At 33.4% G+C, this 13898-nt stretch carries 11 protein-coding genes; 7 read left to right on the plus strand and 4 right to left on the minus strand.

Annotated elements, in window-relative coordinates; genetic code table 11:
* Window positions 1-11 precede the first annotated feature (11 nt).
* Window positions 12-1367 (minus strand): tRNA (N(6)-L-threonylcarbamoyladenosine(37)-C(2))-methylthiotransferase MtaB, encoded by a 1356-nt coding sequence (gene mtaB / locus JS605_RS00445; RefSeq protein WP_203255741.1) that lies wholly within the window; start codon window positions 1365-1367, stop codon window positions 12-14.
* Window positions 1368-1479: 112 nt separating this feature from the next.
* On the opposite strand from mtaB, the gene JS605_RS00450 reads away from it, so the two are divergent.
* From JS605_RS00450 to JS605_RS00460, 3 genes are read left to right on the plus strand one after another with little or no spacing between them, the layout of a single operon-like run.
* Window positions 1480-2631, plus strand: a complete 1152-nt coding sequence (locus JS605_RS00450) for an ATP-binding cassette domain-containing protein (RefSeq protein ID WP_203255742.1) — start codon at window positions 1480-1482, stop codon at window positions 2629-2631.
* A gap of 10 nt (window positions 2632-2641) precedes the next feature.
* On the plus strand, window positions 2642-4435 hold the full coding sequence (locus JS605_RS00455) for a hypothetical protein (RefSeq protein WP_203255743.1): 1794 nt from the start codon (window positions 2642-2644) through the stop codon (window positions 4433-4435).
* Between the two features lie 3 nt (window positions 4436-4438).
* Window positions 4439-6076 carry an ABC transporter substrate-binding protein gene (locus tag JS605_RS00460; RefSeq protein ID WP_203255744.1) on the plus strand — a complete coding sequence of 546 codons (1638 nt, stop codon included), beginning with the start codon at window positions 4439-4441 and terminating at the stop codon, window positions 6074-6076.
* A 3-nt stretch (window positions 6077-6079) separates the two neighbouring features.
* Here the strand turns inward: JS605_RS00460 and JS605_RS00465 are convergent, their stop codons facing one another.
* The 3 genes from JS605_RS00465 to JS605_RS00475 all read right to left on the minus strand — a co-directional run bounded on the left by JS605_RS00465 (window position 6080) and on the right by JS605_RS00475 (window position 8601).
* Entirely contained in the window at window positions 6080-7015 is a 936-nt protein-coding gene (locus JS605_RS00465) for a TolB family protein (protein WP_203255745.1), read from the minus strand.
* Between the two features lie 41 nt (window positions 7016-7056).
* The gene (locus JS605_RS00470) at window positions 7057-8232 is read right to left on the minus strand and encodes a GlmU family protein (RefSeq protein WP_203255746.1); all 1176 of its coding nucleotides are present in this window, start codon (window positions 8230-8232) and stop codon (window positions 7057-7059) included.
* 117 nt (window positions 8233-8349) lie between these two features.
* Window positions 8350-8601 carry a type B 50S ribosomal protein L31 gene (locus tag JS605_RS00475; protein WP_076700033.1) on the minus strand — a complete coding sequence of 84 codons (252 nt, stop codon included), beginning with the start codon at window positions 8599-8601 and terminating at the stop codon, window positions 8350-8352.
* Between the two features lie 157 nt (window positions 8602-8758).
* On the opposite strand from JS605_RS00475, the gene JS605_RS00480 reads away from it, so the two are divergent.
* The 4 genes from JS605_RS00480 (at window position 8759) to JS605_RS00495 (ending at window position 13896) form a co-directional block, all read left to right on the plus strand.
* Entirely contained in the window at window positions 8759-9274 is a 516-nt protein-coding gene (locus JS605_RS00480) for a DUF4199 domain-containing protein (protein ID WP_203255747.1), read from the plus strand.
* A gap of 3 nt (window positions 9275-9277) precedes the next feature.
* Window positions 9278-10225: a glycosyltransferase family 2 protein gene (locus tag JS605_RS00485; protein WP_203255748.1), complete on the plus strand. Its 948-nt coding sequence runs from the start codon at window positions 9278-9280 to the stop codon at window positions 10223-10225.
* Between the two features lie 105 nt (window positions 10226-10330).
* Entirely contained in the window at window positions 10331-12061 is a 1731-nt protein-coding gene (locus JS605_RS00490) for a phospho-sugar mutase (protein ID WP_203255749.1), read from the plus strand.
* Window positions 12061-13896, plus strand: coding sequence for an ABC transporter ATP-binding protein (locus tag JS605_RS00495; protein ID WP_203255750.1), 1836 nt, complete (start codon window positions 12061-12063; stop codon window positions 13894-13896). Before JS605_RS00490 ends, JS605_RS00495 begins: the two co-directional genes overlap by 1 nt.
* Window positions 13897-13898 lie beyond the last annotated feature (2 nt).

The following is a 13898-nucleotide window of genomic DNA, read 5'->3' on the forward strand; positions in this document are numbered from 1 at the left end:
TACAACTCGCTTTAAACTACCTTTTTTTGATAGTATCCTGTAGCATTTTCTGGATGGGATATAAACTCAAACCTTACTAATCCGTCATCGTCAATTTCAGTTAATTCCACGTCATGTAAAGTATTAACTAACTCTGGATTCCAAGGGGTTTTTACCTTGACATAGTTTTCGGTAAACCCATGAATATACCCTTCCTTGTTTTCACCTTCAAATAAAACAGTTCTAGAAGTACCTAATTGGCTTTCATAAAATGCCCTACGTTTTTTAACCGATAGCCCACGCAGCATTTTACTGCGTTTGCTCCTCACATTATTAGGGACTACCCCCTCCATGTCGGCAGCTTCGGTATTATCTCTTTCTGAGTAGGTAAATACGTGGAGATACGAAATATCCAGCCCACTCAAAAAGTTATAGGTCTCTAAAAAGAGCTCATCGGTTTCTCCTGGAAAACCAACTATCACATCCACTCCAATACATGCATGAGGCATAACCTCTCGTATCTTTGCAACCCTATCAACATACAATTCCCGTAAGTATCTACGTTTCATCTTCTTGAGAATTTCATTGCTTCCAGATTGTAATGGTATATGAAAATGAGGTACAAAAGCTCGTGACCTAGCAACCAATTCTATAGTTTCATTCTTTAGCAGGTTAGGCTCAATAGAAGATATCCTTAAACGCTCAATGCCTTCAACTTTATCCAGTTCGATCACCAAATCCAAAAAGGTATGTTCATGTTTTTTGTTTCCAAACTCTCCTTTACCATAGTCGCCTATATTAACTCCAGTAAGTACAATCTCTTTTATATTTTGTTTTGAAATCTCTTTAGCGTTCTTCAAAACATTATCCATAGTATCACTCCTTGAGATACCACGTGCTAGAGGAATGGTACAATAGGTACACTTATAATCGCAGCCATCTTGCACCTTTAAAAAAGCCCGTGTCCTATCTCCAATAGAGTAACTCCCCACATAAAAATCAGCATCTTCAATTTCACAAGAATGCACTTCTCCAAAGTCGTTTTTAGATAAGTCGTTTAGATAATCTGTAATCTTAAATTTTTCAGTGGCACCCAATACCAAATCTACACCATTAACATCTGCCAATTCTTGTGGTTTCAGTTGCGCATAGCAACCTACTGCAGCTACAAATGCTTCTGGATTATTTTTTTGGGCTTGCTTAACAATAGTTTTAAAGCGTTTATCTGCATTTTCAGTAACCGAACAAGTATTGATAACATATATATCTGCTTTCTCAGTAAAGTCCACACGATTAAACCCCTCATTAACAAAACTTCTAGCAATGGTGGAAGTTTCAGAAAAATTGAGTTTGCAACCTAATGTGTAAAATGCTACTTTTTTATTCATAACCTACTTATGGCAGAAAAACCTTTATTTACTTGTTTTCTATTATAAAAGCATGCAAATTTACATAATTGTTAAGTAATACGTTAGCATATTATATAATCTCTTTATCTCCATGGACAAGCAAAAGAAAAGATTGAATGATGTATATTCTTTTTTAGATAATGAAGACACTGAATTAGGTTTTAGAAAACTAATGGACTGTGCCATTGATACACAGAATATGGAAATTTATAATGACGTTATTACTCTAACCGATTGGAAAACATCATATGAAACAGATAAGGCAGGTCTTATCAAAAAAAGCAAAACACTTCTTGATAAAATATCCGCTATCCCAATTGAAACTTATAAAAAAGAAGCACCTGTAATTAGTGCTGCTAATGTTACAAAAAAATATCCAGGCAGTCATTTTGAATTAGGACCAGTATCCCTTAATATTCACAAAGGGGAAGTCTACGGCTTGGTTGGGGAAAATGGAAATGGAAAAACAACATTATTAAGACTACTGGCAAAAGAGCTTAAATTAACTTCTGGTAGTTTAGATTACAATTTAGATATTAATACCAATAGTACTTATGATTTAAGATGCAACTTGGTTTATATCCCACAACGTACCAAGCAATGGTACGGCAGTCTGATTGACAATCTGAAATTTGTACTTTCTAACTATGGAATTTCAGAAAAAGAAAATGAGACTAGAGTATTGATGATGATCGCTCGCTTTGGACTTTGGGGCTATAAAAACTTAAAATGGAGTGAATTATCATCGGGGTATAAAATGCGTTTTGAACTGGCCAGAACTATGTTGAGACAACCAGAGCTCTTACTATTAGATGAACCCTTGGCTAATCTTGATGTTTTGGCACAACAGGTAATTTTAGAAGATTTAAAATCCATTTGTAATTCAATAACAAATCCTGTCGCCTTAATTTTAAGCTCACAGCAGCTCTATGAGGTAGAGAAAGTATCAGATAAGGTTATCTACCTAAAAAACGGTAAATATGAAGCTGACGAACAAGATACAGCTACTTCCACAAAACAGCTTATTGTAGAGATAGATTGCAATTGCGATCGTGACACTTTACTTAATACTTTGTCCAATTTAAACCTCGAAACCTTAGTTTTTAATGGTGGTATTTTTATAGCATACTTCTCTGAAAAAACACCATATTACTCTGTTTTAGAAGCTCTGGGCAAGCAAAAAGTTGAAGTTACATATTCTAGAAACATCTCTAATTCTACCAGACGCTTTTTTATCTCCTAAACACATATAAATGAAAGCATTTATTAATAAAATCGATAAATTTCTACTAAATAGACACCCTCTTGTTTGGAACACAAAACTTCTTTGGATGCTAATAATTGCATTATTTCTGCATTTAATCTTTTTCATCCTAGGTGCTTTAGCTTTAACTAATGTAGAACAGCTACACGAGTACGGTGCCAAATCTATTTTCTTTAAAAATGGGACTGTCTACGTTAGTATAATCATTTCTATTTTATTGTTAGTAATTTGGTGCATACAATTATTCAAAAACAACGCCTTTAAAAACTTTTACCCAACCTCAAGACTAAAATTATTTAAAGAATTTCTGTCGTACCTAATTATCATATTTTGTGTTACAACATTTTTTTTAAGCTACAATTACGGTTTAAAAACCTATATTTCTTCAGCTTACAGCGATGATAAAATTAAAGACGAAATTACTACTGCAAACAAAGCTGCCATTTTCTTCTCAGATGAAATAGAAAAATACACTATTAATCAAAAAAGGTACCCAAAGCCTTTTGATAGTTTATATTGTGAGGTATTTACTGGTAATCTTGAACCACATGAGAGATTAAACAATCATCTAACTACATCTGTCCTTCCTTACAATGATTCTTTGCCTCATACTAAATTTCTAGATATTAAATATTTCTATTACACATTAAGTAGCAAAGAAGGGGTAATGGAAGATGCATATAATAACAGTGATTACAGTGGATTTGTATTTTTTGAAAGCCTTAAAGACTCTAAACGAAATTATTTTTACAAGGATTCTATTTTTGACATATCAAAATTAATCGACACTTCAAGCCCTTCATATTTTAATTACTCGTCAACTTTTTACTATCTCAAAAGAAACACAGCAGAAAGATTTGATGATTATCTAGATTATACATACTCGAATTCAGTAGGTTATAATGAAAACCCTTTTTCAGAATTAAAACTCCAAAGTAATAAAACAACTTATCAACTCTTAAACCGTAACAATCCCAATGAAATAAAAAAGATTCTAAATCACTTTTTATCACTATGTGAATCATACAAAATTAAACATAACCTAGATGTTGAAACTTGGTTTAGCTTGGTATACCATCCTTCAAAGTTTGAAGTAACCAACCTCATAAGAAAAGAACCAAAGTTAGACTACTACTTTAAAGTTTCTACAGCGAATACACCCTTAGAAAAATTTCAAACTGATATTCTTACAGATTACTACATTCAACACGATGATTTAAGAAACCTATTTTCTAACGTTGAAACCATAAAAGAAAGTACACCATACAAGGAGAGTATTCATTTTTTTATGTGGTTAACTATGCTATTGGCTACAGTTATTTTAATGTTTAGAACAACAGGTTTAAAACCTCTAATATTCAGTATAATTGTTACGGGTGTTTTAGCTCTTATAGTTGGACTTACCACCACACTATTTGCTTTTTCAACGAATTTGAATGACAACACAACAGGTTATTTTGCCGCATACTTATCACTAGTTTTAGGCACAGTTATTTTATTAATCCCTCTATGTTTTAGAGAACAATTTAGGAAAAGCATCATAGCAATTTGCGTTAATATTTCCATGTCTGGCTTTATTTTATATGTATTTTTAATTGTTTTAATTATTTCACTTCATCAAGATGATGCCTGTCCTAACCGATATGATCCAATAAACAATTGTTTTAATTTATTAACTGATATTGGCATCTTATGGAGTTTTATACTTTTTGTAATAAACTTAATATTTCTCTATTTTTATATGGGAGTCATCAAAAATTGGAAAGGCTTACCTGAAGGTTAAATTATGGTCAAAAACAAAAAACTCTCCACTTTTTCTTGTTATACACACTACTTGAGCACTACTGTATTTTTATTATTCTTTTTTTCTTGCGGAAAAGACAAAAATGCCCAAAAAGACCACCTTGTTTTTCGTTACAACGAGTATGCCAATATAAATACCTTAGACCCTGCATTTTCTAGAACTTTACAAGACAATTCTGTATGTAACCAGCTATACAATGGTTTGGTGCAACTCGATGAAGAACTAAATATTTTGCCCTGTATCGCTAAGCGTTGGTCTATCTCTGAAGATGGAAAAACGTATACTTTTAATTTAAGAAATGACGTATATTTTCATAAACATGCACTATTTGGTAAAGATTCAACACGATTGGTAAAGGCAAACGATTTTAGTTATAGTTTAAATAGATTAAGAGATGAAAAGTTAGCGGCACCTGGAGGGTGGGTTTTAAACAAAGTTGCTAATTTTAAAGCTGTAAATGATACTATTTTTAAAATTTCCTTAAAACAACCTTTCCCTGCTTTTATTGGGCTTTTAACCATGAAATACTGTTCTGTGGTGCCTAAAGAAATCGTAGAACACTATGGCACCGAATTTCGTTCACATCCTATTGGCACTGGTCCTTTTAAATTTAAACGTTGGGAAGAGAATATAAAATTGGTATTTAGAAAGAATGAGAATTATTTTGAAATTGATAAAGATGGAAATCAACTCCCTTACCTAGAAGCCATAGCATTAACTTTTTTACCCGATAAACAAAGTGAGTTTTTACAATTTGCACAAGGTAATATTGACTACCTACAAGGTTTGGACGCTTCATATAAAGACGAACTACTTACAGCCGATGGAAAATTAAGAGAAAAATATGCCATATCTGTTAATATGACCAGAGGTCCTTTTTTAAACTCAGAATATCTTGGTTTTTATTTAGATTCTGAAACCCCAGAAATTCAATCTAAACTCATCAGAAAAGCCATTAATTATGGGTTCGACAGAAAAAAAATGATGGCGTATTTAAGAAATGGTATAGGCAATCCTGCAAATGGTGGTTTTATACCTATTGGCCTACCAGGATATGATCCCTCTATTGGTTTTAGCTATCAACCTGAAAAAGCTAAAAAACTTATCAACCAATTTAAAGAAGAGAGCGGCATCGCTAATCCAGAGATTACATTGGTTACCTCTAGTAACTATTTAAGCTTTTGTGAATTTATTCAACGTGAATTAGAAAAAGCTGGCTTAAAAATTAATGTTGATGTAATGCCTGAAGCTACCTTAAGGTCATCACGCTCCAATGGTAAAGTAGATATGTTTAGAAGCTCTTGGGTAGCTGATTATTTAGATGCTGAAAATTACCTCTCTATATTCTATAGCAAAAATTTCGCTCCAGATGGTTCAAATTACTTTCATTTTAAAAATGACACAGTGGATAGCCTATACAATAAGGCCTTCACTATTTCGAATATTAATGAGCGTAAACATTTGTATACAACTATAGATTCTATCGCTATGGAACATGCGATAATGGTACCCTTATTTTACGATGAAGTGGTGCGTTTTACTAGAAAAAACGTAAAAGGACTAGGCAGCAATCCCATAAATATGTTGGATTTTAAATATGTGACAAAATCCATTGATTAACTCCTATTGTATAGTAAAATGGTAAATATCATCATCCCCTTCTCCGCCTTCTCTTTTAGAAACAATAAATCCTGAATTTCCATTTGGTAACATTACCAGAGACAAATCATCACCTTTGCTATTTATGGGTTTAGGTAATCTTTTAGCTTTGCTAAACGTACCATCTTCTTGCATGGTGCTTTTATATAAATCATACCCTCCAATACCATTTGGTTTATTTGAAGCAAAATATAATGTATTATCTGCCCCCATTGTTGGAAACATTTCCCTACTATAAGAGTTTACTTTGTATCCCAAATTTTTTACATCTCCAAATGTGCCGTCTTCTAAAATTGTAACTTTAAAAATATCTGAAGCACCTTTTGTAGTTTCTTTACCTCCTCTAATATTTGCCGTAAAAAGTAAAGTTTTGCCATCTGCACTTAAGGTAGGATGTGCATAAGAATACTTAGGTTTACAAAAGGGCAATACCTTAAAATTGGTAAATCCAATTCCTGCTTTGTACGTTCCTACTTCAATATGGAAGTTCGCTTTATTAAAATTTCCTTTAGGACGGTTTTTATTGGTATATGTTGTAGTAATGTACAACTGTTTACCATCTATAGATAATGCAGCACTAGTAACACTTTCAATAGAAGCTTTAGGGTCAATAATTAGCTGTTTAATGTTTTCAATATTGCCATCATTAGTTATTGAACCCTCATATATGGCCAAGACACCTTGCTCGTCTAGAGTTCTTTTTACCTTACCCTTTTTTGTGAAGACATAAGAGGTAAATATAATACGGTTATTACCCTGCAAGCTTACACCAAAATGGGGATATTTGGTATTTAATGCTAAATTTTTGATCTTATATTGCGTTACCTGGGCAAACCCAATGGTGCCAAATAATAAAAATAAGGCTAAAACTATTTTTTTTAAAACAAGAACATTGTGCATATTAACAAATATACAAATGTTTCATTATAAGATAATTATACCTACTCGCGACGGTGTTTTTTGGTTTCCTCAAAAACAAACTCCAGTATATCCTTATCTACTTGTGTAAACTCTTCATCTCTCCTAGACATTACCACCTTTGCTACTTCAAATGCTTTTTTGGTTAAATAGGTTGTAAAACCACTGCTCCCCCCCCAACTAAAACTTGGCACAAAATTTCTTGGAAAACCACTACCAAAAATATTGGCACTTACGCCTACAACAGTACCAGTATTAAACATGGTATTAATACCACATTTACTATGGTCTCCCATCATGAGTCCACAAAATTGCAAACCGGTTTTAGCAAAACTTTCTGTTTGGTAATCCCACAATCTTACTTCCGCATAATTGTTTTTCAGGTTAGAGTTATTGGTATCAGCCCCCAAATTACACCACTCTCCTAATACGGAATTCCCCAAATACCCATCATGACCTTTACTAGAGTATCCAAAAATCACAGAATTATTAACTTCTCCACCAACTTTACTATGAGGTCCAACGGTAGTGGGACCGTATATTTTTGCACTTAACTTAACGGTGGCATTTTCACATAAAGCAAACGGTCCTCTTATTACGGCACCCTCCATAATTTCAGCATTCTTCCCAATATAAATAGGGCCCTTACTAGCATTAAGCGTAGTAAACTCTAATTTAGCACCCTCTTCTATAAAAATATGTTCTGGGGCTATTATATTATTACTAGCTGGTATAGCTTGAGACGTCCTGCCTTTCGTGAGTAATATAAAATCTTCTTTTATGGCCTCTCCATTTTTTGAAAAAATATCCCAAGTATGTTCTATTTTAATGCACTCATTTTCGTATTCAATGTGGTTGTAAGTCTCAAAATCAATGGCATCCTCTCCTTCTTTTGTGTAAAATGCAATAACATCTTCCCCTCTAAATATAGCTTGGTTCTCTTTTAACGCTTTTACCATTTCAACCAATTGAAAATTTGGAAGATACGCTGCATTAATCATTACGTTTTCTTCCATTTCTACCATTGGGTATTTTTCAGACAAATAATCTTCAGTTACTGTAGTTGTTGTCGTCTCTAAACAAGATTCCCACTTCTCCCTTATGGTTAAAATACCAACACGAATATCTGCTACGGGACGAGTGAATGTAAACGGAAGCAAATTTCCCCTTACAGGACCGTCAAAAAGAATATAGTTCATTTTAAGTTTTAGTTTGTATAAAACAGATTTTAGTTTAAAATCTATTTATGGAGTAAAAATAAAAAAGCCTTTCTATTGAAGAAAGGCTTTTGTAAATATATTTTTTGCGTAAGTTTCTTATTTCTTGAACTTAGCGTATTTGTTTTTAAACTTATCAATACGTCCAGCAGTATCTACCAACTTAGATTTACCTGTGTAGTATGGATGGGAAGTTCTAGAAATTTCCATTTTTACTAATGGGTATTCAACACCGTCAACCTCAATCGTTTCATTAGTATCAGCAGTAGATTTTGTTAAAAACACATCGTCGTTAGACATATCTTTAAACGCCACTATTCTATAATTCTCTGGATGTATACCTTTTTTCATCGCTTTACGCTTTAAATCTTAATTTTTTAGAGGTGCAAATTTAAGTAATTTTTACAAATCCACAATTACTTTTTAATATTTTTTATTTTCGTTTGGTAATGTAACGTTTTACTATCTTTGTTTACTAACAATCCATATAACCAAAAATTCACAAAATATGGAAACCAAACAACTAACACCAGGGAAATTTTCAGTAAATTATGGACTGATTTTAGGTACCATAATGATTGTATTAGCGGCAATAATGTACGCAACCGGTATGATGCTAGAAGGAAAACAATGGCCTATGTACTTATATTACATCATTTTTCCCGCATTCATTATTTACACCATCAGTCAGTTCAAAAAACATAATGCAGGTTTACTTACACTTTCCGATGCTTTAAAAGTAGGTGTTGCAACTGCTGCTGTAAGTGCTATTGTTTATGCTCTCTATAATATTTTATTTAATTATGTAATTGACCCAGAATTCATAAATAAATTAATGGATGCTACTAGAGAAAAATTATATGAAAATCCGAAGATGACAGAAGAAATGATAGACAAAAGTATCAAGATGATGGAGAAGTTTTCAAACCCTATATTAGGTTCAGCCATTTGGATTGGGCTTAGCGCCATTTTTGGATTAATCTATTCCCTGATTGGAGGATTAGTAATGAAAAAAGAAGCTTAATTAATGAACATATCCGTAGTTATACCACTACTTAACGAAGAAGAATCTTTAAAAGAATTACATGATTGGATTGCACAAGTGATGCATTCCAATCATTTTTCTTATGAAATTATTTTTATTGACGATGGAAGTACTGATAATTCTTGGAAAATTATCTCTGAATTATCCGAAAAAGATGCCAATGTAAAAGGTATTAGATTCTTAAGAAATTTTGGAAAATCTCAAGCACTTCACGCTGGTTTCGAAAAAGCACAAGGCAATGTTGTTATTACTATGGATGCCGATTTACAAGACAGCCCTGATGAAATCCCAGAACTATACGAATTAATTTCGTCTAAAGGGTACGATTTGATTTCCGGATGGAAAAAGAAGCGTTATGATGCAGTACTCACAAAAAATTTACCTTCAAAATTATTTAATTGGGCCGCTCGAAAAACCTCTGGTGTTAAATTACATGACTTTAATTGCGGACTTAAATCTTACAGAAGAGCAGTTATTAAAAATATAGATGTAAATGGTGAGATGCATCGTTATATTCCAGTTTTAGCTAAAAATGCTGGTTTTAGTAAGATTGGCGAAAAAGTTGTAAAGCACCAAGCCAGAAAATATGGAGAAACCAAATTTGGTGTGAACCGTTTTATCCATGGTTTTTTAGACCTAATTACCATTTGGTTTTTGTCTAATTTTGCCAAACGCCCTATGCATTTATTTGGTGCCTTAGGAGTATTTATGTTTGTAATAGGATTTGGCTTTGCCTTTTACTTAGGTTTAGATAAAATTTACATAAACCCAACAGGAAGGTTAATAACCCAGCGTCCAGAATTTTATATCGCTTTAGTTACCATGATTATTGGTACACAATTTTTCGTAGCTGGGTTTTTGGGTGAGCTTATTTTACGAAACAAAACAGATAAACGTCGTTACCTTATAAAAAACGAGTTAAATTTCTAGTTGTATCATTTTATCTTTATGAATGTTTATTGAAAAAGGCTTTGATTTGAAGCCTTATTTTTAATCAAATGTTTACTTTTGTTCTTAGTTATTAATAAGACCATCATGATACACATCGAACCAAAAATTTTAGAAAGAATAAACGCTTGGTTGACTCCAACTTTTGATACAGAAACGCAACAAATTATAAAAGATAGCATTGCAAACAACCCAAAAGATATTCAAGAAAGTTTTTATAAAGATTTAGAGTTTGGTACTGGAGGCATGCGTGGTGTTATGGGGGTTGGCACCAACCGCATAAATAAATACACACTCGGAAAAAGCACACAAGGTTTAAGCAATTATTTGCATGCTCAATTTCCTAATGAAACACCCAAAGCGGTTATTGCCTACGATTGTAGACACAATAGTAAAACACTGGCCAAAGTAGTAGCCGATGTATTTTCTGCAAATGGCATAGAAGTATTTTTGTTTGAAGATTTAAGACCTACTCCAGAATTATCTTTCGCCGTAAAACATTTAAACTGCCACTGTGGTATAGTTTTAACAGCATCTCACAATCCACCAGAATACAACGGGTACAAAGTATATTGGAAAGATGGCGGGCAATTGGTACCTCCACATGATAGTGCTGTAATTAGTAAAATAAATGATTTAGATTATGCAGATATTAAGTTTACGGCCAATGATGATTTGATTACCTACATAGGTAAAGATGTTGATGATAAATTCATTGATGCTTCATTAGAAAACGGAAGTGTTGGAGCTTCGCAAACAGCCAAAGACGATTTAAAAATTGTTTTTACCTCACTTCATGGCACTTCCATTACCGCTGTGCCTGAAACACTACAACGTGCTGGTTATAAAAATGTACATATCGTTGAAGAACAACGCAAACCAGATGGTGGTTTCCCAACTGTAAAATCTCCCAACCCAGAAGAACCCGCAGCGTTAAAAATGGCTTTGGAATTAGCTGAACAAGTAGGAGCAGATATAGTTATTGGTACAGATCCAGACTGTGACAGACTGGGTGTTGCGGTACGTAATGCTGAAAACGAATTGCAACTACTTAATGGAAATCAAACCATGATAATGATGGTGGATTTCCTTTTGAAAAAATGGAAATCCGAAGGAAAAATACAAGGAAAAGAATTCATAGCAACCACTATTGTTTCCACACCAATGCTCAATAAATTAGCTGATGCCTATGGTGTAGATAACAAAATAGTACTTACAGGCTTTAAATGGATCGCCAAATTAATTAAAGACCATCCAGAATTAGATTTCATTGGTGGTGGAGAAGAAAGTTTTGGTTTTATGGTAGGAGATTTTGTGCGAGACAAAGACGCTGTAACCTCTACCCTATTAGCCTGTGAAATAGCGGCAATAACAAAAGCTAATGGCAGTTCGTTTTTTGAAGAACTGGTAAAACTATACGTAGAACATGGCTGCTTTAAAGAAAAACTAATCTCATTGACCAAAAAGGGGATTGAAGGAGCAGAAGAAATTAAACAAATGATGATTGATGCACGTCAAAACCCATTAACCGTTGTTAATGGTGCCAAGGTTGTAAAAATTGAAGATTACGAATCTGCTACATCAAAAAATTTAGCCACAGGAGAAACCACTCCAATAGACATCCCTAAATCCAACGTAATTATTTATTACACTGAAGATGGTAGCCAAATAGCACTAAGACCAAGTGGTACAGAACCAAAAATAAAGTTTTATGTAAGTGTAAATTCAGAGTTGGATAGTACCGAAAATTTTAAAGCTTTAGAAAAAGAATTAGATACTAAAGCAGAAACCATCCTGAAGGATATGAATTTGATTTAATGAGTCATTTCACAACTATTTTAAGGTATGCAAAACCTTATAAACGTTATGCCATAGGACACGTTATTTCTAACGTGTTTTTTGCGTTATTTGGCACACTTTCGTTTATAGCTTTAAAACCTATGTTAGATGTTATTTTCGATAAAGAAAAAACGATTCCAACATCTAAACCAGTGTACACCACCATTGATAAGTTAGGGGAATATGCAGGCGATTACCTTAATTACGAAATGCATCAATTTACAGGTGGAGACAAATCCAAAGCGTTAATGTTTACCATTGCGCTTATAGTAGTCATGTTTCTCCTTAAGAACCTATTTGGGTATCTCGCCAATTACTTTCTGGTGTTTTTAAGAAATGGTGTAATTCGAGATATTAGAAACAGAGTATACAAGAAAACTATGGAACTGCCATTATCCTTCTTTTCAGACCAAAGAAAAGGCGATATTTTGGCAAGGGTAACTGGCGACGTACAAGATTTACAGTATTCCTTTCTATCCGTTTTGGAACTTATTGTTAGAGAACCCCTAACAATTCTGTTTACTATTGTTGCCATGATATACATAAGCCCTAAACTCACATTATTTGTATTTATTTTTATACCAATCATGGGTTTTGTAATTTCAAGAATTGGTAAAAGTTTAAAACGAAAATCAGATAGAGTCCAAAAGGAACAAGGCATGTTTTTATCTACCTTGGAAGAAACCTTAACGGGATTAAGAATTATAAAGGGCTTTAGTGCAGAAAATAAGTTTAACGAAAAGTTTCAAGAATCTACCAATAGATTTTATAATTTCTCCAATAAACTATTAAATAGACAAAACCTAGCCTCTCCAGCAAGTGAATTTCTGGGTATTTGCATGATTTCCGTAATTTTATGGTATGGTGGAAATCTTGTGCTAAACAATAATGCAAGTTTAGCTTTAGATGGAGGTAACTTTCTTATTTACATGGGGCTTGCCTACAACATACTTACACCCGCTAAAGCCATATCCAGAGGGCTTTATAACATTAAAAAAGGAGGAGCAGCCGCAGAACGTATCCAAGAAATTATAGACACACCAAATCCTTTAAAAGATAAACCAGATGCTAAGATAAAAGAAGGTTTTAATTCTAAAATAGAATTTAAAAACATTTCGTTTAAATATCAAGACGAATATGTGCTAAAAAATTTCAGCTTAACCATTCCAAAGGGTAAAACCGTGGCATTGGTAGGACAATCTGGGAGTGGAAAATCTACTGTTGCCAATCTCATCACACGTTTTTACGATGTAAATGAGGGAGAGATTTTAATTGATGGTATAAACATCCAACACTTAACAACTAACTCACTTAGAAAACAATTAGGAATCGTTACCCAAGATGCCATTTTGTTTAACGATAGCATAAAAAACAATTTAAAGCTTGGTAATGAAAACGCTACCGACGAAGATATCGTAGAAGCCCTAAAAGTTGCCAATGCATGGGAATTTGTAAAAGATTTACCCGAAGGGATCAATACAAATATAGGAGATGCAGGGAATAAATTATCTGGTGGACAAAAACAACGTTTAAGTATTGCAAGAGCAGTTTTAAAAAGCCCTCCAATAATGGTTTTGGATGAGGCTACCTCTGCTCTAGATACTGAAAGCGAAAGGCTAGTACAAGTGGCCCTAGAGAATATGATGAAAAACAGAACCTCTATTGTAATTGCCCACAGATTATCTACCATTCAAAACGCTGATGAAATTGTAGTCTTAAGTAAAGGAGAAATTGTTGAACAGGGAAAACACAGTGATCTCATTGCAAATAAAGGGACTTACCATAAGCTTGTAGAAATGCAGAGCATTGGTTAGTT

Source organism: Hyunsoonleella ulvae, from assembly GCF_016827605.1.
GTDB lineage: Bacteria > Bacteroidota > Bacteroidia > Flavobacteriales > Flavobacteriaceae > Jejuia > Jejuia ulvae.

Coding starts and splice junctions, on each gene's coding strand:
- mtaB (WP_203255741.1), bottom strand. CDS start 1,367: ATGAATAAAAAAGTAGCATTTTACACATTAGGTTGCAAACTCAATTTT.
- JS605_RS00450 (WP_203255742.1), top strand. CDS start 1,480: ATGGACAAGCAAAAGAAAAGATTGAATGATGTATATTCTTTTTTAGAT.
- JS605_RS00455 (WP_203255743.1), top strand. CDS start 2,642: ATGAAAGCATTTATTAATAAAATCGATAAATTTCTACTAAATAGACAC.
- JS605_RS00460 (WP_203255744.1), top strand. CDS start 4,439: ATGGTCAAAAACAAAAAACTCTCCACTTTTTCTTGTTATACACACTAC.
- JS605_RS00465 (WP_203255745.1), bottom strand. CDS start 7,015: ATGCACAATGTTCTTGTTTTAAAAAAAATAGTTTTAGCCTTATTTTTA.
- JS605_RS00470 (WP_203255746.1), bottom strand. CDS start 8,232: ATGAACTATATTCTTTTTGACGGTCCTGTAAGGGGAAATTTGCTTCCG.
- JS605_RS00475 (WP_076700033.1), bottom strand. CDS start 8,601: ATGAAAAAAGGTATACATCCAGAGAATTATAGAATAGTGGCGTTTAAA.
- JS605_RS00480 (WP_203255747.1), top strand. CDS start 8,759: ATGGAAACCAAACAACTAACACCAGGGAAATTTTCAGTAAATTATGGA.
- JS605_RS00485 (WP_203255748.1), top strand. CDS start 9,278: ATGAACATATCCGTAGTTATACCACTACTTAACGAAGAAGAATCTTTA.
- JS605_RS00490 (WP_203255749.1), top strand. CDS start 10,331: ATGATACACATCGAACCAAAAATTTTAGAAAGAATAAACGCTTGGTTG.
- JS605_RS00495 (WP_203255750.1), top strand. CDS start 12,061: ATGAGTCATTTCACAACTATTTTAAGGTATGCAAAACCTTATAAACGT.